The following is a 23,482-nucleotide window of genomic DNA, read 5'->3' on the forward strand; positions in this document are numbered from 1 at the left end:
GGCGGACATGGTCCCCACGCCGGTCAAGATCATCGTCGCGGGCGGTTTCGGCGCGGGGAAGACCACGATGGTCGGTTCGGTCAGCGAGATCCCCCCGCTGACCACCGAAGAGGTGCTCACCGAGGCGAGCGCCGGCGTCGACGACCTGTCCGGCGTCGAGCGGAAGACGACCACGACGGTCGCGCTGGACTTCGGCCGGATCACCATCTCGCCGCGGCACGTGCTGTACCTGTTCGGGACGCCGGGCCAGGCGCGCTTCTGGTTCATGTGGGACGACCTGGCCCGCGGGGCGATCGGGACGGTCGTGCTGGTCGACACCCGGCGGCTGGAGACCAGCTTCGCCGCGATCGACTTCTTCGAGCGCCGGAAGATCCCGTTCGTCGTCGCGGTGAACTGCTTCGACAACGCACCCCGCTACACCGCCGACGAGATCCGCGAAGCGCTGGTGGTCCCGGACCGTGTGCCGATCGTCATGTGTGACGCACGCGACCGTGACTCCAGCAAGCTCGCGCTGATCCGGCTCGTCAAGCACGCGATGACCGTGGTGCCCGCGCGGGTCTGAGACCTGCGCGTTGTCCGGTCTTGTCCTGACAGGACAACGCCGGTGTCCGTTGTGGCCCTCCGTGGCCGCGGCGGGCACCGGCGTACCCACATGGCGCAATTGACTGGACCACCCGGGTGCAGCCTTTTAGTTGAGCAAGCATCCAACTGATAGCATCCGGTCGTGACGAGTCGCGCGCCGGAGTTTCCTGAATATATAAGGGAAAACTATCCGGCGCAGGGTCGTCTCTTCGGCGACTTCTTGTGCGGGTTGTGGTCCACCGCGTGCGAAGCGCTCGAGGTTCCGGTGGAGCAGTCCGTCCGGACCACCCGGATGTTGCGGTCGCTGCTGCCGCCGTGGGCGCACGAGCGGATCGGCCCGGCCCCCGTCCAGCCGTCCTATGTGGCGGACGACGGGTTCCCGGCCGAGATGTCGGTCAACTGGGCCGGCGACCGGCCGGAGCTGCGCGTGCTGTTCGACAGCCTCGGCCACGAGGTGGTTTGGCCTGGTGACAGCGTTTTCCGGACCCGGCGCCTCGACCACGTGCGCGAGACGTTCACCCCGCGCGCGGGCCGCCCGTCGCCGGCCCCGCTGTGGCATTCGATCGCCTGGCGGCCACCGTCCGGAGTGGTGCACAAGACGTACTTCGGCCTGTACTCGTGGCCCCATGCGCAACGCGAGGCCGCGGTGGCCGAAGCCATGGCCCAGCTCGGTCTCGGCGAAGCCTGGGCCGACACGCGCCGCCGTGTCGAAACTGTCGAAGGCGACCGCGAGATCGAGTTCTTCGCGGTCGACCTGAACGACGACGCCCAGGCCCGGGTCAAAATCTACTACCGCAACCACGACGCGGGCCTCGCCGAAGTCGAGCGGGTCGCCTCGGCGGCCCTGCACCACGACTCCCGCCGCGCGCAAAGCGCTTACCGGACGCTGGCCGGCGACCGCGACGGCGCCGGGGAGGCGGCGTTGAGCTGCCTGGCCTTCCGGTCCGGTGTGGACCGCGCCGCGGAGTCCACCACTTACCTGCGGCTGCCCGCCCTGGTGCCCGACGACCGCGAAGCCGTGGAGCGCACGGCCGCGTTGCTGCACGACCAGGGCGTGGACCCCGGGCGGTTCCGCGCGCTCGCCGCCGCGCTGGCGCCCGGGCCGCTGAGCGGCAGCCGGGGGGTGCTGGAACTGGTGAGCTTCCGCGCGGCGGGCCGGGCCGGCGACGTGACCACCTACTTCCGCTTCCCGGTCTTCGACCGGCCGCCGCCCTCCCCCCTTTCGCCCGTCGACCTCGGATAGACCGACCTTGAGGAGCAGATCGTGACCGAGCAGGACGTCGAGCGCGTGGCCCGCCACAACGAGCAGCGGCAGCGGGAGTACGAGGGGTCGGACCTGATCCGGCTGCTGACCGACGAGAGCACGCCGGCCGAGACGAAGAAGGCGGTGCTCACCTACCTCCAGCCGTGGTCGAACGCGTTCCAGCGGATGATCAGCGCCCGGGTGACCTTCGAGAGCGACCCGGAGCTGCGCGCGCTCGCGTGCGAGCACCAGGCCGAAGAGGTCGGGCACGACAAGATCCTGGCCCGCAGCCGCGCCGACGACCGCGAGCTCGTCTGGGACCCGGTGATCGAGATGGGCGCGTCCTGGTTCGTCGACCAGTTCGCGATCCTGCCCGGCGTGCAGCGCGCGGTCCTGGCCCACCTGGCCCTCGAGGCCGGCAGCCTGGTGTTCAGCCAGGCGGGCACGAAGGCGTTCCCCGACGACGAATACTTCGAGCTGCACGACGAAGCGGACGTCGAGCACCTCGAGATGGGTTACGAAGTGCTGCGGCGGCGCACCGACTGGACGCCGGAAGCGGCGATCACCGTGCTGGACCGGGCGTGGCAGGTGATCGGCGTGGTGTCCGACCGCATCGCGGAGTGCGCTCGCCGCGATACGGTAGCGGCGTGACGACCACCGAACCGGCCGACACCGCCCGGGAAATCGCTCTCGAGGCCGCCGGCGCGTACCGGGAAGCGTTGGGAGAGCGCCTGATCGGCGCCTACCTGCTGGGCAGTTTGGCCTACGGCGGTTACTCCGCGGCGGCGAGCGACATCGACCTGGCCCTGGTGTTCACCGAGAGCGACAGCGGCTCGCTGGTCGAGAACACGACGAAGGAGCTGCAGGAGCGAAGCCCGGTGCACCGCAAGCTTTCGGTGTTCTGGGCGTCCTTGCCGGCGTTGCGCGAAGGCCGCGACGACGGCCGCTTCCCGGCGCTGGACCGCCTGCAGCTGGCCGAAGACGGCCGGGTGCTGCTGGGTGACGACGTCCGCACGGAGGTCGCCCGCCCTTCGGCGGCGGAGCTGGTGCTGGAAAGCGCACGCTTCGCGATCGCGGTCCTGGCCACCGACGAGGTGACGGCCGAGTTCCGCACGCCGAAGCGGCTGCTGGTGGACAAGGTCTGGTTCACGAAGGCGGTGTTGTTCCCGGTCCGGTTCCGCTACTCGGGAACGACGCCGACGGGCCGCGCGGCGAACAACGACGAAGCGATCGAGTGGTACTTGAGCGCGGCCAACGCCCCGGCCGCGTCACTGGTCCGGCTGGCGCGGCAGGTGCGCGCGGGTCACCCGCTGGACCCGGCCGAGGCGGAGCCGGAGCTGGCGGCGGGGCTGGTGCCGTTGTACCGGTCCTACATCGAGGCGGAAGTCCGCCGCCTGCGGGACACCGGGGCGCCGGACGACCTGGTGAACGCGTTCGAGGACTGGGACAAGCGGCTGGGGTGAAGCGGAACCGGCGGTGTGCGGGGAAGCACGCCGCCGGCTCCCGTGCTCAGTGGATCCCTCAGCGCAGGGTCAACGGCGTCTCCGACGCCACCCGCGTCAGCTTCTCCGGGTTCCGGACGAAGTACAGCCCGCTGATCCGGCCGCCTTCGACGCGGACCGCCATGACGCCGTCGAACGCGCCGTCCACATGCAGGGCCAGGCCCGGGTTGCCGTTCACGGTCATCGGTACGCCGGTCACTTCGATCTCCGTCTTGCCGATTCCGCCCACGATGAAGCGGCCCACCTTGTCCGCTCCCGACACCGGGCGCAGAGCCGCCTGCTTCACGCCGCCGCCGTCGCTCAGCAGCACCACGTCCGGCGCCAGCAGGTCCAGCAACCCCTGCAGGTCGCGGCCCTCCAGCGCCCGCTGGAACGACTCCAGCACCGCCCGGGTCTCCTGGGCCGAAACCACCTCGCGCGGACGTCGCGCGTCCACGTGCTGCCGGGCGCGGTGAGCGATCTGGCGGACCGCCGCCGGGGTCTTCCCCACCGCCTCCGCGATCTCGGCGTAGCCGACGTCGAACACCTCACGCAGCACGAACACCGCGCGTTCGGTCGGCGAAAGCGTCTCCAGGACCAGCATCAACGCCATCGACACGCTTTCGGCGAGCTCGACGTCCTCGGCCACGTCCGGCGTCGTCAGCAGCGGCTCCGGCAGCCACGGCCCGACGTACGCCTCCTTGCGGCGCTGCATCGTGCGCAGCCGGTTGAGCGAAAGCCGGGTCGTGATCCGGACCAGGTACGCGCGCTCGTCACGCACCTCCGAGAGGTCGACCTCGGCCCAGCGCAGCCATGTCTCCTGGAGGACGTCCTCCGCGTCGGCCGCCGAGCCGAGCATCTCGTAGGCCACCGTGAACAACAGGTTCCGGTGGGCGACGAACGCCTCGGTCATCCCGTCTCCTCCCCTCATGCCGGAAACCGGCCCCAGGCCACGAACGCCGCCACGGCCAGGTAGGCCAGGTTCAGCACGGCGAACCCGGCACTGCCGTGGCGGACGTGGGTGATCATCGCACCCACCATCAGCAGTACCCAGCAGGCGGCGGTCACCGGCACCAGCACCGGCGCGATGCCGGTCACCGCGGGCAGGACGAGGCCGAGCGCGGCGAGCAGTTCCAGCGCGCCGAGGCCCTTGACGAAGCCGGGAGCGGCGTCGGCGGTCCACTCCCCGCCCGGCGCGGCCGCCAGTTTCTCCCTGCGCACCAACACCTTGCTGACCCCTCCGGTCAGCGCCACGACGGCCAGCAGGCCGGCCGCGATCCACAGGGCCAAGTCCACGACGTTCTCCTCTCGAGCGTGTCCGGCCTCAAGACACCGCCCGGCGGAAACGTGTGACAACGTTGATTCTGTACCTACTAGTATGTACAGTCAGGGCCCATGGGAACCCGGGACGAACTCGTCGAGAGCGCCCGCGAGCTGCTGTGGGAACGCGGCTACGTCGGCACCAGCCCCAAGGCCATCCAGCAGCGCGCGGGCGCCGGCCAGGGCAGCATGTACCACCACTTCGCCGGCAAGAAGGATCTCGCGCTGGCCGCCGTGCGGCGCAGCGCGGAAGAACTGCTGGCCGCCGCCGACGAGCAGCTGCGCACGCCCGGCACCGCCGTCGAGCGCATCAGCGCGTACCTGCGGCGCGAGCGCGAAGTGCTCAGGGGCTGCCCGATCGGCCGGCTCACCCAGGACCCCGACGTCATCGCCGACCCCCAGCTGCGCGCCCCGGTCGACGAGACGCTGACCCGCGTGCGCGCCCGGCTGGCCGAAGTCCTCGACGAAGGCCGGGAAGCGGGCGAGCTGTCCGCCTCCCTGGACACCGCGGCGCTGGCCGCCACGATCGTCGCCGTCCTGCAGGGCGGATATGTGCTCGCCCGCGCCGCCGGCTCCCCCGAGCCGTTCGACCAGGCCGTTTCCGGCGTGCTCGCATTGCTCGCCGCCCACTGATCCGAGGAGACCCGTCATGCACGTCCGCCGCGTTCCGGCCACCAGCACCGCCGCCCCCGCCGAGGCCGTCACCGGCAGCGCCTGGATCACCTCGCTCGCCGTCCCCGAAGGGCCGTCCCGCACCCGGGTCGACCGCGTCCAGTTCGCCCCCGGCGCCCGCACCCGCTGGCACCGGCACCCGCTCGGCCAGGTCCTCGTCGTCACCGAAGGCACCGGGTACGTCCAGCGCCGCGGCGGCCCGGCCCAGCTGATCCGGCCGGGCGACACGGTCCGCGTCGCCGCCGGTGAGTGGCACTGGCACGGCGCCACCGACACGACGCCGATGACCCACCTGGCGATCGAGGAGCTCCCCGCCGACGGCACCCCGACCGAACTGGGCGACCCGGCCGGCGAAGGCGAGCCCGCCGCCGTTCCGGCCTTCACCCGCACGCTGCTGGTCGACCAGCAGCTCGCGGCGCCCCGCGTGATCGATCACGTCGAAATCCGCCGGATCACCATCGCGCCGGGCGAACACCTCGGCCCGCACGTCCACAACGGACCGGTGTTCGGCAGCATCGAAACAGGCTCGGCCGTTTACCAGATCGAAGGGGAACCCGAAACCGTGCTCACGCCGGGCGACGTCTTCCACGAGCCCGAATCGGCGCGCATCGCCCGGTTCGACCCCGAAGGCGACGGCGTCACGTTCCTCGCCTACTTCCCCGTCGGACCAGGCGAGACGCCCACCCTGACCATGCTGGACAGCTGAGGCCCGCACTCCACGCTTCACCGGGGTACACGGCTGCGGGTTCACGGCGGTTCACCACATTTCCGAACTCTTTCCTCACGCGACAAAGCACTGGACAACGGGACGCGCACGGGTCACGATTACGCCGTGCCCGCCCCCCGTTGAGTCTCCCGGAAAGAATCCGTCGACTCTTCACGAGGTGGACATTGTTATCGCTAACAGAGAACCGCTCCACTGGTGTCGGGCCAGTGGAATCTCTTCCCTTTGAACCCCATGGAGTCCCTGCATGCCCGGAACCGCGGGAAAGCACCGCATCTCCCGACGAACCAAGATCGCCACCGGCGTCATGGCACTGGCCGTGGCCGCCGGCGGCATCACGGCGGCGACCACCTTCGGCGCGTCCGACCAGGCCAGCGCCGACGAAGCCGACCCGGCGCTCTACATCGACATCCTGAAGGTGAAGCCGAACAACTTCGAGCCCGCGAACTCGCGCGGCGCGTCCACCGGCACCTTCACCGTCGACTGCGGCCGCAACGAAAACCAGCACTTCAACCCGGACAACTTCGTCGCGCAGCCCGGCGTCCGCAACGGTGCCCAGCACCTGCACGACTACGTCGGCAACCTCTCGTCGAACGCGGACTCGAACAACAAGAGTCTCGAAGCCGCCGGAACCACCTGCAAAAACGGCGACAAATCCGCCTACTTCTGGCCGGTCGTCCGCATCGACACCGGTGACGAAGAGAAGAACCCGCCCGCGAAGTCCCCGGACGGCGACCGCGACCAGGCGGCCCAGGCCGGTGCCTCCCCGGTGATCACCTGCCCGGACGTCGCCAGCCGGCTCCCGGACGTCCCCGACTCGGCGATGGCCGAGGTCAACCGCAACCTCGACCTGCTCGACACCCAGCTCGACGAGGCCAACAAGCGGCTGATCAGCACGCGCGGCCAGGGCGGCCCGAACTTCGTCCAGAACGCCATCCTCGGCCCGCTCAAGGACAAGCGCGTGGCCACCATCGACCGGATGGCCATCGCGATCGGCCGCACCGCCGCCAAACCCCAGGGCCTCGACGCCCTCGCACCCTGCACGCTCAAGGAACAGGCCGGCACCGGCGGCAACCCCGCGAGCAACGGCGGCGGCGCCCCCGGCGGCGCGGCCCAGCAGATCACCTGCCCGGACGTCGCGAGCAAACTGCCCGCCGTCCCGGCGTCGGCCAAGGCCGAGGTGGACCGCAACCTCCAGCTGCTGAACACGCAGCTCCAGGAAGCGAACCAGCGGCTGGTCAGCACCCAGGGCCAAGGCGGCCCCAACTTCGTCCAGAACGCCATTCTCGGCCCGCTCAAGGACAAGCGCGTCGCCACCATCGACCGGATGGCCATCGCCATCGGGCGCACCGCCGCCAAACCTCAGGGCCTCGACGCCCTCGCCCCCTGCAGCCTCGGCCAGGGCGGCAACAACGGGAACAACGGCGGTGCGACGGCGACACCGCCGCTGCCCGGCCCGGACGCCAACAACGAGCTGCCGGACAACGACGGCCAGATCCAGCGCCCGGCCAAGGTTGGCATCACCTTCCGCGGCAGCGCGGCCGGCAAGGTCGTCGCGATGCCGAAGTTCCTGCGCGCGCTGTCCGGTGACGCCAAGCCGTCGATCAACGGCACCAAGAACACCCGGGCCGCGTGGACCTGCACCGGCTTCGAGAACCGGCTGACCGACAAGTACCCGATCTGCCCCGAAGGCAGCAAGGTGGAGCGGATCCACGACTTCCCGAGCTGCTGGGACGGCAAGAACACCGACAGCGCCAACCACCGCACCCACATCGTGTTCCCGGACAAGAACGGCCGCTGCGCCGCCGGGTTCACGGCGGTGCCGCAGCTGCGGACCACGCTGGTCTACGACATCCCGCACGACATCCAGGTCAAGAAGCAGTACAAAGTGGACTCGTTTCCGTCCGAAAAGCACAATCCCCTGTCCGACCACGACGACTTCGCGAACGTGATGTCCCAGAGCATCATGAACCAGGTCGTCAACTGCATTAACCGCAACAAGACCTGCACCGCCTGACCCCCGCGGGGTGCCCGCCGCGGACGGCGGCGGGCACCCGTGAGGAGACACGATGACGGTCCCGATCGTGCCGGGCTTCCACCCCGACCCGTCGATTTGCCGGGTCGGCGACACGTACTACCTGGCGAACTCCAGCTTCGAGTACGTGCCGGGTGTCCCGATCCGGCGCAGCACCGACCTCGTCTCGTGGGAGCTCATCGGCCACGCGCTGACCCGGCCCGGCCAGCTGCCGCCGAGCGAAGGCGCCGCGAACACCGGCATCTTCGCGCCGACGCTGCGGCACCACGACGGCCGGTTCCACCTCGTCACCACGAACGTCCTCGAAGGCCGCGGCCACCTGATCGTGACGGCGGCGGACCCGGCCGGCCCGTGGTCCGACCCGGTGCACGTGCCCGGCACCGACGGCATCGACCCCGACCTCTGCTGGGACGACGCCGGCGTCTGCCACCTCACGTGGGCGTCCTTCCGGCCGGACCTGCCGGGCATCGCGAGCGTCCCGATCGACCCCGAAACGGGTGCGATGCTCGGCGAGCCACGGCTGCTGTGGAACGGCACGGGCATGGCCGCGCCGGAAGGCCCGCACCTCTACCGCGTCGACGGCTGGTGGTACCTCCTGCTCGCCGAAGGCGGCACCGAACGCGGCCACGCCGTCACCGTCGCGCGCGCCCGCGCGCTGGAGGGCCCGTACGAACCGGCGCCCGCGAACCCGATCCTGACCCACCGCAGCAGCACCCACCCGGTGCAGAACACCGGGCACGCCGATCTGGTCGAGTGCCCCGACGGCAGCTGGGCGATGGTGTACCTGGGGGTCCGGCCGCGCGGGAAGACCCCGCAGTTCCACGTCAACGGCCGCGAAACCTTCCTGGCCGGGGTGGACTGGGTCGACGGCTGGCCGGTCGTGGCCGAAGACCGGTACCCGGTCCCGCCGTCGGACAACGGCTTCACGGACGACTTTGCCGAGCCGCACCCGCGCTGGGTGGCCCCGGGCGCCGGGCCCGAGACCTTCACCCGCCGGGTCCGCCCGGGCGAGCTGGTCCTCACGACGGGACGCCCCCTGCTGACCCGCGCCCTCGACGAGTACTGGACGGCGGTGGCTCACCTCGACGCATCCCGCGGCACGGCCGCGTTCGTCGTCCGCCTCGACGACCGCCACTGGTACGGCCTGATCGCCGACGGCGCCAAGGTGACGGCCACGCTGGCGATCGGCCCGGTCGTGCAGGCCGTCACCGAAGTGGCGGCGGGGCCGGTCGTGTCGCTGCGGATCCGGGCGCTCCGGCCGGATCCGTCCGGCCCGCTGCAGGAAGCCGACGAGCCGGACCTCCTCGAGCTGTCGGTGCTCGGCGAGGAAGACCGGGTCCTCGGCGCGTTCGACGGCCGCTACCTCTCCACCGAGGTCGCCGCCGGGTTCACCGGTCGCATGATCGGCGTCGAAGCCCTCGCCGGAATGGTCACCCTGCGCGAGTTCCGCTACCGCGGCGAGCATCGGCAGAACTTATCGAGTTGAGCAGTTTTCATTGCTTTCGCGATGAGCCCAGGCCCAGCGAGGAGTACGGCGCCCGCGTGCTCGACGAAGCCTGTCGTAGGTGTCAGCAGCAGCCGGAAGAGCATCGTTGCCGTCGGTGGCGCAGCCGGGTGACGCCGATCTTGCGCACATCCCGGCCGCCGGGCGAGCAGGCAAGCGACGATCAGCGCAACGGTCCGCGGCGACTTGGTCGCGTACCCGCCACGGCCGAAGGCGATCGGTCTCGCGCCCTGGGGTCCCTTCAGCCGCCATGACAGCACAGCCTGCTCCAGGCCTGCCAGGTCACCCGGCGACGCCTACTGTGTGATGCAGCAAGCAGGCCGCCACCATGCCTGCACCCTGGTGAACGCTCGATCGCCCGGGACGCTGCGCAGACCACCCCGAGGAGCGCCACATGGACGAAGACCTGCTCTACGAGCGGGACGCCGCGCGAAGAGTGGACGAGGTCACTGCCGCATTGGATCGGCTGGCCGACACCTTCGCGGAGGAAGAGGAACTGCCGGTGGTCCTGCAGCGGGTGTGCCAGCAGGTCATCCACGCCGTGCCGGACGCGGAGATCGCCAGCATCACGCTGCTGCGCGACGGTGCCCCCTACACCGCGACAGCGACCGGTGACAGCGCGTACCGCGTCGATCAGGCACAGTACGACGCCGGGCGAGGGCCCTGCCTGGAAGCCGCCCAAACCGGCGAAGTGCAACGAGTGAAGGTGACCGATGCGGCACAACGGTGGCCCGAGTTCGCCACCGCCGCGCAGGAGTCCGCGGTCGTCGCCTCCCTGTCCGCTCCGCTGTTCGTCGACCGCCAGTACCGCGGCTCGCTCAACCTGTACGACACCGGCGGCAACAGCTTCGGTGCGCTCGACGCAGCACTGCTGGACCTGTACACCGCCGCCGCCGAAGCCGCGCTGCGCAGCACCCGCCGGCACCAAGCCGCCCGCGAGACCATGGGCCAGCTGCGCGCCGCCCTGACCTCCCGCGCGGTGATCGATCAGGCGAAGGGCATCCTGATGGCCCTGCATTGCATCCCGCCCGACGAAGCTTTCAAGCTGCTCGTCAAGGCGTCACAAGAGCAGAACGTGAAGCTGCACGAGGTCGCCCACAACTTCGTGATCACGGCCACGAACCCACGGTGATCCACCGGACCAAGGTTTCGACGTAGCCGGGCACCAGGGTGGGCCCGCCGTGCACCTGAAGACGGTGGCCGGCGTGGGGAAACAGCTCGACGGTCAGGGTGGCTCGCGGATGCCGTCCGGCACGGCAGGCAGCCGCCGCGAACATGCCGATGCTCTCCGCGACCGGAACCAGTTCGTCGGCGCCGCCGAAGGTCGCCAGGTGCGGGCAGCGCAACCGAAGCACGTCCGGGATCGGATCGTGGTCTTGTTTGCGCTTGGTGAACTCCCAGAGGCGCTCATCGGTCTCTGACCAGTATTCGCCGAACAGCTCCTCGACGGAGGCGGGGATCGAGAAAGACTGAACCAACCGCGTCGCTTCGGCGAAGTCCGCGCCGCGACGACCGGCTTCGACGAGCTGGTCGTACACGGCCAAGGCGACGTCGGCGTCGTCGGCGGTGATGCCGTCAACCGCCTGAAGAGCGGTGGCGAGCGCGTAACGATCTTGAGCGGCGGGTGTCATGCCGGGGCAACCGTTGGTGATCACCCAGGGCACATCCCCACCCGCCGCGGCGCGCAGAACGACCCAGCCACCTTCGCTGTGCCCGAACAGACCGGTGGTCTCGGCATGCACCTCAGGCTGGGCGCGGAGGAAGCCCAGCGCTGCCACGGCGTCGACGGCGAAGTCGTCGATCGTGCCCGCGAGCCAGTCGCCGGACGACCCGCCGACACCGCGTTTGTCGTACGAAAGCACGGCGAACCCGGCCTCCACGAGTCCCCGCTGGATCGGCGGGAAGAAGTCGTCGTTGGTGCGGTCTGACGGCCCGGAGCCGCCGACCATGACCACTCCCGGCGCCGGGTCGCGGCTGTCGGGTACGGCCAACGTTCCCGCCAGCTTTGCGCCTGCGCTGGGGAAAGTCACGTCTCGAGCGCGCTCGCCGGTCACCATCTCCCCAGTATCCTGCTGGCCGCCGCGTCACGCGGCTTTGCAGGCTTCTGAATTGTGGATAGCGTCGAGACCATGCATCGCAGCCGACTGGTCGGGATCCTCATCGACACACCCGCTTCCCAGGCCGGCGCGGCAGCCGACTTCTGGTCCGCGGCGCTGGGCGTCCCGGCCCATCCCGCGCCGGGACAGGAACAGTTCACCGTCCTGGCCGGTGCCGTGCCCGACCTGTTCACCGTCGTCCAGGCCGTCGACGACGGTGCCCCGCGCTACCACGTCGACATCGAGACCGACGACCTGGCCGCGGAGGTTGCCCGCCTGACAGCGTTGGGTGCCGAGCCGGTATCCCGTTGGCTGGATGCCCACACGTTACGAGCGCCGGGCGGTCACCTGCTCTGCGTGGTGCCCGTGCACAGCAAGCCCGAGACGTTCGCCGCCTCGGCGCACACCTGGCCCTGACCGTGGTAATGGGATGACGGCGCGCTTCGGTTCCGGTCAGAATGCCGGACGTGCGACTCACCTGGACGATCAAGCACCACGGCTGGGCGCTCTGCTCCGTCGAGGACGAGCACACCAGCGCCGAGGCGTTCGCTTCCTACGTCACCGACGGTCCCGAGCAGCTGCTGAGAGCCGTAGCCAGCATCATGCTCCACAACACCCACACCCAGGCCGAGTTCGAGGCCGAACCCACCGTGTACCGCTGGTTCTTCCATCGTCGCGCGAACACGATCGCGATCCGCCTCATCGAAGCAGCCGACCGGACGACACCTGAACACGAGGGAAGTCTGCTCTGGCAGAGCGAGCAGCCAACGACCACGCTCGCCAGAACCGTACTCAGGGCATTCGACACCGTCGCCCATGACCTGGGCGACGCCGGCTACCAGACTCTCTGGGGCTGTCCGTTCCCCCGACACGAACTGGAAGTTCTCAGGACGGCCTGGCGCGGCGCGGTCCAGCCCTCACCACGACCGACCGCCGACTGAACCAACGACGTCCAGCCGCCCCGTCGTCCTCGGAGGAACACTAACCAAATCCGCGTCCCCTCATGCCCGCAGAGAAAGGTGATCCCGTGCCGGCCGAAGACCTGTCAACTCTGTGGCGGCGTCAGTGGCCGGCATGCCCCCCGCTGGCCGATCGCCTGAAGCAGGCCTACAACGACCGGTGGGTGCGATTCCACAGCCTGCCCGGCTCCAAGCGCTATCCGGGACACCGACTCCGAGTACGGCATCGTGCTCCACCGCTACAACACGGTTCTGGACGAGCTGTTCCACGGACAGGACGTCCGGATCGTCACCGCCGACTGGTCGGACGCTTCCGAACCCCCGGCGCCGTCCGCGCAGCACGCGCTCTGGAACCCGGGTGCTCGTCACCGCAAACCCTGGCGATCCGGTCTCGTGGACGACCTGCTCCGCGCCGCGGCCGATTACGCCGCCGTCGGGGTGATGATCGCCAGTTCGTCCTTCGACCGGATCCACCATCCCTACGACAGTGGCGCCGACGTCCTGCTGCCGACGATCGGCGAACGCGACACCATCAAGCACTCCCATGCCGACTGGCTTTCGGAACATCCTTCTGGATACTGAACGCCGACGCCGTTGAGCGTCACGGCCGGCCGATCCGGTCCAGCTCGGCCAGATCGTCGGCGGACAGGGCGGTTGCCGCGCCCGCGACGTTCTCGGTCAGGTGCTCGACCGACGAGGTACCCGGGATGAGCAGGATGTTCGGTGCCCGGTGCAGCAGCCACGCCAGGGCGACCGACATCGGCGTCGTGCCCGATCGCGTGGCGACGGCCGACAGCGTCGAGGACTGCAGCGGGCTGAAGCCGCCGAGTGGGAAGAACGGCACGTAGGCGATGCCGTCGCTCGCGAGGGCGTCGATCAGCTCGTCGTCATGCCGATGGGCGAGGTTGTAGGCGTTCTGCACGCAGACGATCGGCGCGATCGCCCGCGCTTCGGCGACCTGCTCCGGCGTGGCGTTGGAAACGCCGAGGTGCCGGATCACGCCGTCTTGCTGCAGCTCGACCAGCGTTTCGAACGCCTCGGCGAGCGAGCCGGGCTGCGGCCCCTGCGCGTTGCCGAGGCGCAGGTTGACCAGGTCGAGCCGCTCGACGCCGAGGGTCTCCAGGTCCTCGCGCACGGCCCGGCGCAGCTCGGCCGGCTGCCGCGCCGGGGGCCAGCCGCCCTGCTCGTCGCGGCGGGCGCCGACCTTGGTCACGATGTGCAGCTCTTCGGGGTAGGGGTGCAGCGCCTCGCGGATCAGCTCGTTGGTGACGCGAGGGCCGTAGACGCCGGAGGTGTCGATGTGGGTGATGCCGAGTTCGGCGGCCTTGCGCAGGACGGCGAGCGCGCCTTCGCGGTCGGCGGGCGGCCCCATGACCCCGGGGCCGGCCAGCTGCATGGCGCCGTAGCCGAACCGGGTCACGGTCAGCTCGCCCAGGGACCAGGTGCCACCGGGCAGGGAAAGTTCGAGTTGATCAGTGCTCATGCCGTCGATCCTCACCCCCCGGCGGGCGCGGCGGCCAACACCGATCCGGTGCACTGTGATACTCGCGAGGTATCACAGCCGGGTACGCTGTGGCATGGACACTTTGGAGACCCGCGAGCTGCGGTACTTCATCGCCGTCGCCGACGAGCTGCACTTCGGCCGGGCCGCCGAGCGCCTCGGCATCGCCCAGCCCCCGTTGTCCCGGGCGATCCAGCAGCTCGAGCGACGTCTCGGCGTCACGCTGCTGGAGCGCAACCGCCGCGGTGTCTCGCTGACCGGCGCCGGGGAAATCCTGCTGCAGGAGGGCCGGGTGGCGCTCGACGCGACGGCCGCCGCGGTCCGTCGCACCCGCCGCGCCGGCCACCAGGGCGGCTCCCGCGACCGGCTGGTGCTGGCGGTGAAGGCGGGCGCGTTCCACGAACTGCTGAACAAGCTCCTCGACGCCTACGCGGCCGAGCCCGGCGCCGCCGAGATCGAGGTCCTGCCGAGCGGAACGTGCGAGCAGGAGGAGATGCTGCGCGACGGCCGCGCCGACGTGGCGCTCATGCACACGCCGTTCAACTCCCTCACCGGGTTCGACAGCGTCGCGCTGATGACGGAGCCGCAGGTGGCGATCCTGCCCGCCAGACACCCCTTGGCCGAGCGGAAGACGTTGTCCCTGAACGACATCGCGGACGTGCCCGATCTTCCCCTCGCCCGCTGGGTCGGCAACGACACCCACGCGCTCGGCCCAGGACCCGAAATCCACGACCAGACCCAGCTGGCCCAGCTGATCGCCCTCGGCCGCACGGTGGCGGTTTTCCCCGAGTCCGCCCGCACGTGGCTGTGGGAGGAGCACGCGGCCGTCCCCTTGAGCGACGCTCCGCCGGTCACGACCCACATCGTCTGGCCGGCGCACAGCCGGTCCCGCGTCCTCGCCGAGCTGATCCGGACAGCCTCACGACTGTGACGGCACCGCCGGGGGCCGCGGACGTCCCGGAAGCGTGGCGAGGCCGATGTGAATGGGTCCCGGTGCCGGGTCACCGGGACTCACTCGGCCGCTGGGGTCAGCGGTCCATCAGCGCGAAGACACCCCAGCATCGTGCCGCCGGGCCGCAGGCTGCGCCGAAGCACTTCTTCGGACGGAAGGCCACACGGTTCGACGGAAGGCCAGGCGGCTCGCCCGTGCCGGTCCACCGGTTATCGCGCCGGGCCGGAGGTCGTCTCCGGCCCGGCCGAGCCGCCGTATGTGGCGATTTTGTACTCGGTCGCGGCGAGGGACAGCGTCAGCTCGCGGATGCGCCGCCGGATGGTGTCGCGGTGCTCGACGAGCATGTCGAGCCGCTCGGGCACGGTGTCCTCCCCCGCGTCCACGAGCTCGATGTAGTGCTGCAGGTCGCGCATCGGCATCCCGGACAGCCGCATCCGGGTCAGGAACACCAGGCGCCGCACCGCTTCTTCGTCGTAGACGCGGTATCCGCTGCTGTCGCGGCCGACCTCGACGAGCCCGGCGCGTTCGTAGTAGCGGAGCGTGTGCGGCGAGATGTCGAGCATGTCGGCGACCTCGGCGATCGTCATCGGCTCGGTCATCCCGCCCACGTCGGTGAGCCGATGGATGGCCTCCACCAACACGTCGTCGTCGCCCAGCATCGCCAGCGCCCTGGTCAGCAGTTCGTCCGTGGCCATGCCGTCCAGCCTAGATCGGCCGCGACGAGGGCGGAACGTCGGCGAAATCGGCGCTGCGAGCGGTCTCGGCCCACCGCTCGACGCCTTCGAGGTCGCGCCGGTAGGCGCGGGTGAGCCGCTCGACGGCCTCACTGCCCAGCGGCAGCCGCAGCGGCACGTCGTCGCCGTGCACCAGGGACACGATGATGTCCGCGGCGCGCACTGGATCGCCTTCCTGGCGGCCGTCCGCACCGGCCATGTCCGCGCGCACCCTGGCGAGCACGTCGCGGTAGGTCTCGGACGGCTCCGCGAACTCCAGCACGCCGTCCTCGTTGAACCCGGTGCGGAACCGGCTCGGCTCCACGAGCATCACCCGGATCCCGAACCCCGCGACCTCCCCCGCCAGGGACTCCGACCAGCCTTCGAGAGCGAACTTCGACGCCGAATACGCGGCCACGCCCGGGAACGACTGCCGCCCGCTCTGGCTGCTCATCTGCACGATCGTCCCGGTCCCGCGCTCGCGCATGACGGGCAGCGCCGCACGGACCAGGGCGGCCGGGCCGAACAGGTGCAGCTCCATCAGCTCACGCAGCTGCTCGTCACCGACCTCCTCGATCGCGCCGACCACGGCCCGGCCGGCGTTGTTGACGAGCACGTCGAGCTGCCCGAAACGGTCGATCGCCGTCTGTACCAAGGCAGCGGCCCCGCTGGTGTCGCGGGCGTCGAACCTCACGGCTTGAAAAGCGTTGGGGTACTTGGTTTCCAGGTCGGCCATGCGCTCCGGCCGACGCACCGCGGCCACCACGTTGTCACCCGCCGCGAGCGCCGATTCCGCCAGGGCGCGCCCGAGGCCGCGGGTCGCGCCAGTGATGATCCAGGTCTGTGTCTGTGTCGTCATGGCAGCGACGCTAAGGCTTCGAGCGCGCTCGAACGCAAGCTCGGCGATCGCGCTTCGCTGCTGAGCGGTTCGGCACCACCTTCGGTCTCATCCCCCGGCCCGGCGACGACAGGGACACTCGGCAGAGCATGATCCCTGCACGCATCGGGTAGCCGGCTGGATTTTCGAGGGAAACCTGACCAAGGTCGTGGAGTACGCCGCCGCGTTGGTCGGCTATGGCTGGGACGAGCTCGACGACGGCGCTCTGGAAGCCGGTGTCCCGAAGACGGACGCCGACCTTCCGCCCGACACGTGGTTTGCGTATCCGGTCGCCGGAACCCCGGAACTCACCCTCCGCATCGCGCGCGATCATGACGCCGGAATCCTGAGCGTGATCATCGACGGTGAGATGGACGACGTCCTTGCCGCTCGCCTCGAGACGCTGCTGGACCTCCACTGACAGACACAGCCCATGCCGAGGTTGCCGGGCCGGAATCACTCAGGCCATCAGCGCGATGAGGGTGGCCAGGGCAGGTGAGCCCTGGCCGATCAGGCCCTTGATCCGCCCTCTGCGTGGATCGAAGGCGATCAGCGCCACGCTCGCCGCGAGCATGGACGCACTGGCCGCCACAACGAGGGCTTGACCTGCCGCCGTCGCGCCCGAGCGGGCCGCGGTCAGCCCGGCGAGCACCTGCAGGGCCAGGAGTGCGTTGTAGCAGCCCTGGTGGAACGCCCACGGGCGGACCGCGGCGAGATCCGCCGCGCACACCTCGAACATGGCGTGCACCTCGGGGCGGCTGAAGCGAATGCTCTCCATCGTGAAGATCCACAGGTGCGTCAGCGCCGCGGCGAGCGCGAACAGCTGGGCCGGGACGTTCATCGGGAGCGAGCCAGCCGCGAGGGCGCGCCCGGGAGCAGCGCGCCGGTCTCGTCGAGTTCGGCCAACAGGGCGGGGACGCCGACGGTGAGCATCTTGGTCCGGACCGACCCCAGCAGCTTGGCCATGGCAAAACCGCCGATGCCGGTGAATCCGGTGTGGTGGTAGGTGAAGCGGGTTCCTTCGGCGGTGGGCTCGAGCCGGTAGCGGACGTGGCTGGGTGGCTCCCCCGGCGCGCCGATCCAGGTGTAGTGCAGCAGTTCGCGCTCGCGGACCTCCAGCACCTCGCAGTCGACGATGCCCCGCCAGCCGGGCATCGGCTTGGCGACGAACCGGAACCTGTTCCCCGCCACCGGCTCGAACCCCTCCGCGCGGGCTCCTTTCCCCGTCGAAGTCCAGTACGGGATCAGTTCCGGGTCGGTCATGGCCCGCCAGACCTTCACGGGCGAGTGCGGGTAGTCGCGAACGATGTGGATCTCGGACACTGCAGGCTCCTAACTTCAGTTGCTGTAAAAATACAGTAGCAGAACTTTTCGTGTGGCTGAAGTAGGATGACCACCATGACGACAACGGGCACCGGCCGGCCGGCCGCCGAAGGATTGCGCGAGCGCAAGAAGCGGGCGATGCGCCGGCAGCTGTCCGACACCGCCGCGCGGCTGTTCCTTGAACGCGGCTTCGACGCCGTCCGGGTGGCCGACGTCGGCGAGGCGTGCGGGGTGTCCGAGAAGACCGTCTTCAACTACTTCCCCAGCAAGGAAGCGCTGCTCCTGGACCGGCTCGAGGCCACGGCCGACGCGTTGCGCACCCACCTGCCGAACCCGGCGCTGACGCCGGTCAGCGCGATGCTGACGATCCTCGACGACGAACTGGACGGCCTCACCACGGCTCTCGCCGCCGACGGCGACCGCGCGCTGGCCCGGTACCGGAAGTTCGGCGACCTGATCCGCACCACTCCGTCCCTGCGCGCCTACCAGAGCGACATCGCCGACCGGTTCGTCGACATCGCCGCCGAAGCGCTCGCCACCCGGACCGCACTGCGCCCCGACGACCCCGAACCCCAGATCGCCGCGGCGACGCTCCTCGGCCTGTGGCGGGTTCAGTTCCGCGCCCTCCGGACCCACGTGCGCCCCGGCCACCCCCTGCCGGACGCGATCGACGCCGTGCGCCGGGAGGTCCGCCGCGCCGCCCGCCTGGCCGAAGCAGGACTGGCCGCATTTCCGGCACCCGCGGACCACGACTGACCCGCCGGCAGCCTCGCGCCCGACTCTCAGCGGCGCCGGATACCCGCGATCAGGTTTTCCCAGTTGCCGTAGGCGATCCGCGCCCGGTCGGCTTCGTCGATCGGCGCGGTCGCCACGAACCGCCGGGCGGAACCACCGTGCTCGCGGTTGAACGGGTGGTCCGAGGCGTACATGATCCGGTCCGCACCCACGGTTTCCACGCTCCACCGCAGGTACCGGTGGCTGGCGATGCCGCCCGGGGTGACGAAGACGTTCGTGCGGAAGTACTCCGCGATCGGCCGCTCCAGCCCGGTTACCGCGTCCAGCGCGGCCACGCGATCGAGGTAGAACAGCACGACCTCGCCCCAGTGCCCGAGGATCAGCTGCAGCCCCGGGAACCGGTCGAAGACCCCGGCGACGATCAGCCTGAGCGCGGTCAGCCCGGCGTCGTAGTGCCAGCCGAACGTCCCGGTGGCCAGCAGCTCGTCCACCGGGCCGCCGAAGCGCCGGTAGTAGGCGCCGGTGACCACCGGGACCGGCACGCTCGGGTGCAGGTACACCGGGGCGCGCAGGTCCTCGGCGGCCTCGAAGATGTCCCAGAAGCGGGACTCGTCGAGGGACCGGCCGCGGGAGTTCGCGTTCACCAGCGCCCCGTCGAACCCGAGGTCCGCGACGGCCCGCCGCAGCTCGTCGGCCGCCGCCGACGGTGTGGACGTCGCGAGCGCCGCGAACCCCCCGCAACCGCCCGGGAAACCGGCCGACGGCGTCGGCGAGGACGTCGTTGGTGGGACGCTGCAGGGCGACGGCTTCGGCGGGGTCGAGGTCCTGCAAGCCGGGCGTCGTGAGCGACAGCACGGCGGTGTCGATCCCGGCGTCGTCCATCGCGGCGACGCGGTTTTCGCCGAGGTCGAGCAGCGCGGCACTGGCGACGGCCCGGCTCATCATCGGCGCGGCGAGCGCGGGATCGTGCCGCCGCCACGCCGCGACCACGTCGCTCGTGGCGAAGTGCTCCTCGAGCCCGTAGAGCCTCACCGGACGGTCTTGAGCGCGCCGGCCCAGGATTCGAGCTGGTCGAACAGCACCGACGCCGCGTCGTCGTGCATCGGCGACGGGGCGAACTCGGCGAAGTTCTCGAAGTCGGTGAAGAGCGAGAACGACAACTGCTGACGCACATGGGCGATCTGCAGCTCACTGCAGATCGCCCGCAGGTGCTCGATGGCGCGAGCGCCGCCGAGCGCGCCGTAGGAGACGAAGGCGGCGGCCTTGTTGTTCCACTCGGCGTAGAGGTAGTCGATGGCGTTCTTCAGGACACCCGAGGTGGAGTGGTTGTACTCCGGGGTGACGAAGACGAAGCCGTCGAACTCGGCGATCTTGGCGGACCAGGCCTTGGTGTGCTCGTTGGCGTAGAAGCCCCGGCTGGCGGACACCGCTTCGTCCAAGTGCGGCAGCGGGTGGTCGAGCAGGTCGATCAGCTCGTAGTCGGTATCCGGGCGTTCCTCGGCCTTGGCCAGCACCCACCTCGCCACGGCTTCGCCCTTCCGGCCGGGACGGGTGCTGCCGAGGATGATCGCGATCTTCACGGGGATTCCTCTCACTTGAATCTTCAAGCGAGACGCTAGCACGCTGACGTGAATTTTCAAGTCAGCTAGACTGGGGCGATGACGGAACCCGGGACGCGCTGGCTCACCACCGACGAACTGTCGGCGTGGCGCGGCTTCATGCGGCTCGCCCAGCGCCTGCCGGCGTCGCTGGAAACGCAGCTGCAGCGCGACGCGCGGCTGAGCTTCCTCGAGTACTACGTGCTCGCTCACCTGTCGGAGCAGCCCGGGCGCCGGGCGCGGATGAGCGAGCTGGCGGCCTTGGCGAACACGGAGCTGTCGCGGCTGTCCCACCTGATCAGCCGTCTGGAGAAGCGCGGCTTCGCCTGCCGCGAAACGGATCCGGACAACGGCCGGTACACGCAGGCGATCCTGACGGACGCGGGCTTCGCGCACCTGGAGGCCGTGGCACCCGGACACGTCGAGCGGGTGCGGGACCTGTTCGCCGACGCCCTCACCGCAGCGGAGCTGCGCACGCTGCGCCGGATCGCGGACAAGGTGCTGGCCCGCGTCGACGACCGAGCCGGATGACGGAACCCGCGCCGACCGCGGGTCCTCTTCGGACTGTCCGAAGAGGACCCGCGGAACTCAGCGGGGCAGGACGAGGTGGTCGGCGATGGCGTACAGCTCCGCCTGCGTGCCGCCCGCAACGGCGATCGGCGCCTCGCCGAGGGCCTTGAGAATCCAGAGCGTGCGGTAACCCTTCTCGTCCGAATAGCGGGTGGCGTGTCCCTGGACCGGTTGTCCGGCCGTGCCACTCACCTGGACGGCCTCGCCGCTGTGCACGTTGATCGACGGCAGGGTGCTGCACGTGCCCACCGAGTAGCTCGTTCGCGTGCCGCCCGGCCCGCCCGGGCCGCCCTTCTCGACGTCGAACGCGCACATCCGCAGGCCGTCGGGCAGCTTGCCGAGGCCGAACGCCGGGGCGACGGTGGTCTTGCCGGGGAAGGCGACGTTCTCCGCGACGCGGCGTCCCGCGTCGATCAGCTGCTGCGCCGGCGCCGTGCTGCCCGGTTGCGCGGCCACGTTGACGTACAGCGAGCCGCCATCGGGATGGGTCAGGTACAGCTCGTAGCCGCCCGGGCCGCCGGAGTTCGAGCTCTCCACGCCGGCCCGCCCGCCGACAGTGACGGGCCGGCCCGGACCGGACTTGAAGGCGGCGTCCGCGACCGGCATCATCCGCAGTTCCGCCACGTCCACGGCCAGGACCTGCCGCCCGGACGTGACGTTCAGCATGTACTCGCCGCCGTACACCGGCTTGCCGGGGTTCGCCGCGCTGCCACCGGTGTTGATCCGGTGCACGAGGTAGTCGGCCTTGCCCGGCGGCAGCCAGCCGAGCGAGAAGGGCATGGGCAGCTCCGCGATGGCCGGCACGGCCGGTGCCTCGACGACGGCCGGACCGCCGGCCTGGCTGCTGGCCGCGGGTACCTGGTCGTCGTGCCCGGGCCGGTTCAGCGCGGCGACGGTCCCGGCGGCCAGGACGAGCAGGACCACCCCGGCCCCGGCCACGAGCGGACGGCTCACCGCGGCGCGCCTGCGGTCGAGGCGCTGACGGGCGGCCGCCAGCACCTGGTCGCTGTCGGGAGCGTCGGGCTCGTGGGCGGTGAAGGTGTCCTTGATCAGGTTTTCGATGTCCATCAGCTCTCCTTCGCCTGGGCCATCCGGTCGACGCTCAGGCCGTGTCGCAGGGTCGTCAGGGCTTTGCGGGCGTGGGCCCGCACGGTGGCCTGGGCGCAGCCGAGCAGGTCGGCGATGTCGGCGTCGGCGAGCTGCTCGTAGTACCGGAGCACCACGACCGCGCGCTGGCGCCGGGGCAGCCGCGCCAGGCGCTGCCACATGTCCTCACGCGCCGCGTGGTCCGACGCGAAGTCGTCCGGCCGCGCCGAGTCCGGCGGGTCGCCCACGGCGATCAGCCGCGCCGACCGGCGCCGCCAGGACAGGTAGTCGTTGGTCACCATCCGCAGGACGTAGCGGTCGGGGTGCTCGGCGTCGCTGACCCGCGACCACCGTCGATACGCCTTGACCAGCACGTCCTGCACCAGGTCAGCGGCCTGCTCCCGCTCCCCGGTCAGCATCGTCGCGTACCGCAGCAGCCGCGGCAGGTGCGCCCGGGCGAAGTCCTCGTAGTCAGCCATCACCTTGAAGACTGCTCAGGCGCACGATCCGTGTACCGCCACGCAGAACTTTTCGCGGCGATGGCGTTGACCTTCACCTTCGGGGAAGCCCCAGAGTGGTCGTGACCGGGCGCCACGCCCGGAACGAGGAGCCTCCATGAACATGGTCAGCATCGGCGAGTTCTCGCGGCTGTCGCGGCTGTCGGCCAAAGCGCTGCGGCTGTACGGCGAACTCGGCCTCCTGGTGCCGGCCCACGTCGACGCGGAAACCGGGTATCGCTGGTACGCGGTCACCCAGCTGGACCACGCACGCCTGGTGGCCTCGCTGCGCCGGGCCGAGGTCCCGCTGGCCCGGATCAGGACATCCTGGCCCTGGACCCGGCATCGGCCGCCGAGGCGATCAGGGAGCACTGGGCCGACGCCGAAGCCGAGCACGCCGCCCGGCGCGTTCTGGTGGGCCACCTCGTTGATCACCTTCGAGGAAGGAAGTCCGGTATGGACGAGGTCACGGTCCGCGACATCCCCGAACGCAGCCTGCTCAGCCGGATCGGCAGGGTGCAGCAGGACGAACTGGAACCCCTGACGCGGGAGCTGTTCATCCACCGGCTGCGCCGAGGCGGTGTGCCGCGCACCGAGGGCGTGGCCGGCGCGCCGTTCGTGATCTATCACGGGGAAGTGAGCGGCGACAGCGACGGCCCGGGTGGAATGGTGCTGGCCCGTCCCCGAGGACCGAGCCGCCGAGATCGCGGCCGGTTTCCCCGATCTGACCCTGCGCACGGAGCCCGCCCACCAGGAAGCGGTCGTCCGCCAGGAGACGCCCGGCTGGTGGGCCGCCGGATCTCAGGTCGAGGTCGCGGTGGGTGCCCTTTTCGCCTGGGCCGCCGAGCAGAAACGCCAGCCGTCCGGCGGCGTCCGCGGCGTGCTGGTCCCCGCCGCCGGTATCCGGGGGACCGGGCCGTACGTCGAATTCGCCCTGTCGCTGGGCTGAGCGCGCCGGGTGCGGTTCGCGGCAAGCTGGTGCGGGCGAACGTTTCGACGAACGCGCTCGGAAAG

General features: G+C 70.5%; 31 protein-coding genes. 19 read left to right on the top strand and 12 right to left on the bottom strand.

Annotated features, from left to right (window positions below):
• Window positions 1–7 precede the first annotated feature (7 nt).
• From ACFPLC_RS45725 to ACFPLC_RS45740, 4 genes are all read left to right on the top strand, one after another.
• Window positions 8–562, top strand: coding sequence for a GTP-binding protein (locus ACFPLC_RS45725; RefSeq protein WP_103348102.1), 555 nt, complete (start codon window positions 8–10; stop codon window positions 560–562).
• Window positions 563–724: 162 nt separating this feature from the next.
• Window positions 725–1,825: a hypothetical protein gene (locus ACFPLC_RS45730; RefSeq protein WP_378201657.1), complete on the top strand. Its 1,101-nt coding sequence runs from the start codon at window positions 725–727 to the stop codon at window positions 1,823–1,825.
• 21 nt (window positions 1,826–1,846) lie between these two features.
• The gene (locus ACFPLC_RS45735; RefSeq protein ID WP_191314659.1) at window positions 1,847–2,476 is read left to right on the top strand and encodes a hypothetical protein; all 630 of its coding nucleotides are present in this window, start codon (window positions 1,847–1,849) and stop codon (window positions 2,474–2,476) included.
• The gene (locus ACFPLC_RS45740) at window positions 2,473–3,288 is read left to right on the top strand and encodes a hypothetical protein (protein WP_378201654.1); all 816 of its coding nucleotides are present in this window, start codon (window positions 2,473–2,475) and stop codon (window positions 3,286–3,288) included. Before ACFPLC_RS45735 ends, ACFPLC_RS45740 begins: the two co-directional genes overlap by 4 nt.
• 58 nt (window positions 3,289–3,346) lie before the next feature.
• Here ACFPLC_RS45740 and ACFPLC_RS45745 read toward each other — a convergent pair whose 3' ends face one another.
• Window positions 3,347–4,219 (bottom strand): RNA polymerase sigma-70 factor, encoded by an 873-nt coding sequence (locus ACFPLC_RS45745; RefSeq protein ID WP_191314661.1) that lies wholly within the window; start codon window positions 4,217–4,219, stop codon window positions 3,347–3,349.
• A gap of 14 nt (window positions 4,220–4,233) precedes the next feature.
• Window positions 4,234–4,602, bottom strand: a complete 369-nt coding sequence (locus ACFPLC_RS45750; protein WP_378201651.1) for a DoxX family protein — start codon at window positions 4,600–4,602, stop codon at window positions 4,234–4,236.
• A gap of 99 nt (window positions 4,603–4,701) precedes the next feature.
• Here ACFPLC_RS45750 and ACFPLC_RS45755 point away from each other — a divergent pair, with 99 nt between their 5' ends.
• The 5 genes from ACFPLC_RS45755 (at window position 4,702) to ACFPLC_RS45775 (ending at window position 10,693) form a co-directional block, all read left to right on the top strand.
• Window positions 4,702–5,259, top strand: coding sequence for a TetR/AcrR family transcriptional regulator (locus ACFPLC_RS45755; protein ID WP_378201648.1), 558 nt, complete (start codon window positions 4,702–4,704; stop codon window positions 5,257–5,259).
• A 16-nt stretch (window positions 5,260–5,275) separates the two neighbouring features.
• Complete coding sequence (locus tag ACFPLC_RS45760) at window positions 5,276–6,004, top strand: cupin domain-containing protein (protein ID WP_378201645.1); 729 nt, start codon at window positions 5,276–5,278, stop codon at window positions 6,002–6,004.
• A 265-nt stretch (window positions 6,005–6,269) separates the two neighbouring features.
• Window positions 6,270–8,039: a DUF1996 domain-containing protein gene (locus ACFPLC_RS45765; protein WP_378201642.1), complete on the top strand. Its 1,770-nt coding sequence runs from the start codon at window positions 6,270–6,272 to the stop codon at window positions 8,037–8,039.
• 52 nt (window positions 8,040–8,091) lie between these two features.
• Entirely contained in the window at window positions 8,092–9,543 is a 1,452-nt protein-coding gene (locus ACFPLC_RS45770; RefSeq protein WP_378201639.1) for a glycoside hydrolase family 43 protein, read from the top strand.
• Between the two features lie 412 nt (window positions 9,544–9,955).
• The gene (locus tag ACFPLC_RS45775; RefSeq protein WP_378201636.1) at window positions 9,956–10,693 is read left to right on the top strand and encodes an ANTAR domain-containing protein; all 738 of its coding nucleotides are present in this window, start codon (window positions 9,956–9,958) and stop codon (window positions 10,691–10,693) included.
• Here ACFPLC_RS45775 and ACFPLC_RS45780 read toward each other — a convergent pair.
• The gene (locus tag ACFPLC_RS45780; RefSeq protein ID WP_378201633.1) at window positions 10,671–11,618 is read right to left on the bottom strand and encodes an alpha/beta hydrolase family protein; all 948 of its coding nucleotides are present in this window, start codon (window positions 11,616–11,618) and stop codon (window positions 10,671–10,673) included. The genes ACFPLC_RS45775 and ACFPLC_RS45780 overlap by 23 nt on opposite strands.
• A gap of 72 nt (window positions 11,619–11,690) precedes the next feature.
• Between ACFPLC_RS45780 and ACFPLC_RS45785 the strand changes: the two genes are divergently transcribed.
• From ACFPLC_RS45785 to ACFPLC_RS45795, 3 genes are all read left to right on the top strand, one after another.
• Complete coding sequence (locus tag ACFPLC_RS45785) at window positions 11,691–12,074, top strand: VOC family protein (protein ID WP_378201630.1); 384 nt, start codon at window positions 11,691–11,693, stop codon at window positions 12,072–12,074.
• A gap of 50 nt (window positions 12,075–12,124) precedes the next feature.
• Complete coding sequence (locus tag ACFPLC_RS45790) at window positions 12,125–12,598, top strand: hypothetical protein (RefSeq protein ID WP_378201627.1); 474 nt, start codon at window positions 12,125–12,127, stop codon at window positions 12,596–12,598.
• A gap of 216 nt (window positions 12,599–12,814) precedes the next feature.
• On the top strand, window positions 12,815–13,198 hold the full coding sequence (locus tag ACFPLC_RS45795; RefSeq protein ID WP_446681649.1) for a DUF3885 domain-containing protein: 384 nt from the start codon (window positions 12,815–12,817) through the stop codon (window positions 13,196–13,198).
• A gap of 19 nt (window positions 13,199–13,217) precedes the next feature.
• On the opposite strand, the gene ACFPLC_RS45800 is transcribed toward ACFPLC_RS45795, so the two are convergent.
• Window positions 13,218–14,099: an aldo/keto reductase family oxidoreductase gene (locus tag ACFPLC_RS45800; RefSeq protein WP_378201621.1), complete on the bottom strand. Its 882-nt coding sequence runs from the start codon at window positions 14,097–14,099 to the stop codon at window positions 13,218–13,220.
• A gap of 94 nt (window positions 14,100–14,193) precedes the next feature.
• On the opposite strand from ACFPLC_RS45800, the gene ACFPLC_RS45805 reads away from it, so the two are divergent.
• On the top strand, window positions 14,194–15,048 hold the full coding sequence (locus tag ACFPLC_RS45805) for a LysR family transcriptional regulator (RefSeq protein ID WP_378201618.1): 855 nt from the start codon (window positions 14,194–14,196) through the stop codon (window positions 15,046–15,048).
• A gap of 230 nt (window positions 15,049–15,278) precedes the next feature.
• On the opposite strand, the gene ACFPLC_RS45810 is transcribed toward ACFPLC_RS45805, so the two are convergent.
• Together ACFPLC_RS45810 and ACFPLC_RS45815 are read right to left on the bottom strand one after the other, a co-directional pair.
• Window positions 15,279–15,764, bottom strand: coding sequence for a MerR family transcriptional regulator (locus ACFPLC_RS45810; protein WP_378201615.1), 486 nt, complete (start codon window positions 15,762–15,764; stop codon window positions 15,279–15,281).
• Window positions 15,765–15,774: 10 nt separating this feature from the next.
• Window positions 15,775–16,641, bottom strand: coding sequence for an SDR family NAD(P)-dependent oxidoreductase (locus tag ACFPLC_RS45815; RefSeq protein WP_378201612.1), 867 nt, complete (start codon window positions 16,639–16,641; stop codon window positions 15,775–15,777).
• Between the two features lie 187 nt (window positions 16,642–16,828).
• Between ACFPLC_RS45815 and ACFPLC_RS45820 the strand changes: the two genes are divergently transcribed.
• Window positions 16,829–17,080: a hypothetical protein gene (locus ACFPLC_RS45820; protein WP_378201609.1), complete on the top strand. Its 252-nt coding sequence runs from the start codon at window positions 16,829–16,831 to the stop codon at window positions 17,078–17,080.
• 39 nt (window positions 17,081–17,119) lie between these two features.
• On the opposite strand, the gene ACFPLC_RS45825 is transcribed toward ACFPLC_RS45820, so the two are convergent.
• Both ACFPLC_RS45825 and ACFPLC_RS45830 read right to left on the bottom strand, forming a co-directional pair.
• On the bottom strand, window positions 17,120–17,500 hold the full coding sequence (locus ACFPLC_RS45825) for a DUF1304 family protein (RefSeq protein ID WP_378201607.1): 381 nt from the start codon (window positions 17,498–17,500) through the stop codon (window positions 17,120–17,122).
• Window positions 17,497–17,982, bottom strand: coding sequence for an SRPBCC family protein (locus ACFPLC_RS45830; protein WP_378201604.1), 486 nt, complete (start codon window positions 17,980–17,982; stop codon window positions 17,497–17,499). The genes ACFPLC_RS45825 and ACFPLC_RS45830 overlap by 4 nt, the downstream gene beginning before the upstream one ends.
• A 75-nt stretch (window positions 17,983–18,057) precedes the next feature.
• Here ACFPLC_RS45830 and ACFPLC_RS45835 point away from each other — a divergent pair, with 75 nt between their 5' ends.
• Complete coding sequence (locus ACFPLC_RS45835) at window positions 18,058–18,738, top strand: TetR family transcriptional regulator (protein WP_378201601.1); 681 nt, start codon at window positions 18,058–18,060, stop codon at window positions 18,736–18,738.
• Between the two features lie 26 nt (window positions 18,739–18,764).
• On the opposite strand, the gene ACFPLC_RS45840 is transcribed toward ACFPLC_RS45835, so the two are convergent.
• A complete protein-coding gene (locus tag ACFPLC_RS45840) occupies window positions 18,765–19,640 on the bottom strand; it encodes an amidohydrolase family protein (RefSeq protein WP_378201598.1) in 876 nt (291 codons plus the stop codon).
• Here ACFPLC_RS45840 and ACFPLC_RS45845 point away from each other — a divergent pair.
• Window positions 19,559–19,741, top strand: coding sequence for a hypothetical protein (locus tag ACFPLC_RS45845; protein ID WP_378201754.1), 183 nt, complete (start codon window positions 19,559–19,561; stop codon window positions 19,739–19,741). The genes ACFPLC_RS45840 and ACFPLC_RS45845 overlap by 82 nt on opposite strands.
• A gap of 4 nt (window positions 19,742–19,745) precedes the next feature.
• On the opposite strand, the gene ACFPLC_RS45850 is transcribed toward ACFPLC_RS45845, so the two are convergent.
• On the bottom strand, window positions 19,746–20,297 hold the full coding sequence (locus ACFPLC_RS45850) for an NADPH-dependent FMN reductase (protein ID WP_378201596.1): 552 nt from the start codon (window positions 20,295–20,297) through the stop codon (window positions 19,746–19,748).
• Window positions 20,298–20,375: 78 nt separating this feature from the next.
• On the opposite strand from ACFPLC_RS45850, the gene ACFPLC_RS45855 reads away from it, so the two are divergent.
• Window positions 20,376–20,846: a MarR family winged helix-turn-helix transcriptional regulator gene (locus ACFPLC_RS45855; RefSeq protein WP_378201593.1), complete on the top strand. Its 471-nt coding sequence runs from the start codon at window positions 20,376–20,378 to the stop codon at window positions 20,844–20,846.
• Window positions 20,847–20,903: 57 nt separating this feature from the next.
• Here ACFPLC_RS45855 and ACFPLC_RS45860 read toward each other — a convergent pair whose 3' ends face one another.
• Entirely contained in the window at window positions 20,904–21,953 is a 1,050-nt protein-coding gene (locus tag ACFPLC_RS45860) for a hypothetical protein (RefSeq protein WP_378201591.1), read from the bottom strand.
• Window positions 21,953–22,450, bottom strand: coding sequence for a SigE family RNA polymerase sigma factor (locus tag ACFPLC_RS45865; protein ID WP_378201589.1), 498 nt, complete (start codon window positions 22,448–22,450; stop codon window positions 21,953–21,955). The genes ACFPLC_RS45860 and ACFPLC_RS45865 overlap by 1 nt, the downstream gene beginning before the upstream one ends.
• Before the next feature lie 136 nt (window positions 22,451–22,586).
• On the opposite strand from ACFPLC_RS45865, the gene ACFPLC_RS45870 reads away from it, so the two are divergent.
• Window positions 22,587–23,012: a MerR family DNA-binding transcriptional regulator gene (locus tag ACFPLC_RS45870; protein WP_378201586.1), complete on the top strand. Its 426-nt coding sequence runs from the start codon at window positions 22,587–22,589 to the stop codon at window positions 23,010–23,012.
• A 117-nt stretch (window positions 23,013–23,129) separates the two neighbouring features.
• On the top strand, window positions 23,130–23,417 hold the full coding sequence (locus ACFPLC_RS45875; RefSeq protein WP_378201583.1) for a hypothetical protein: 288 nt from the start codon (window positions 23,130–23,132) through the stop codon (window positions 23,415–23,417).
• Window positions 23,418–23,482 lie beyond the last annotated feature (65 nt).

It is taken from the genome of Amycolatopsis plumensis (genome assembly GCF_042652605.1).
Classification (GTDB): Bacteria; Actinomycetota; Actinomycetes; order Mycobacteriales; family Pseudonocardiaceae; genus Amycolatopsis; species Amycolatopsis plumensis.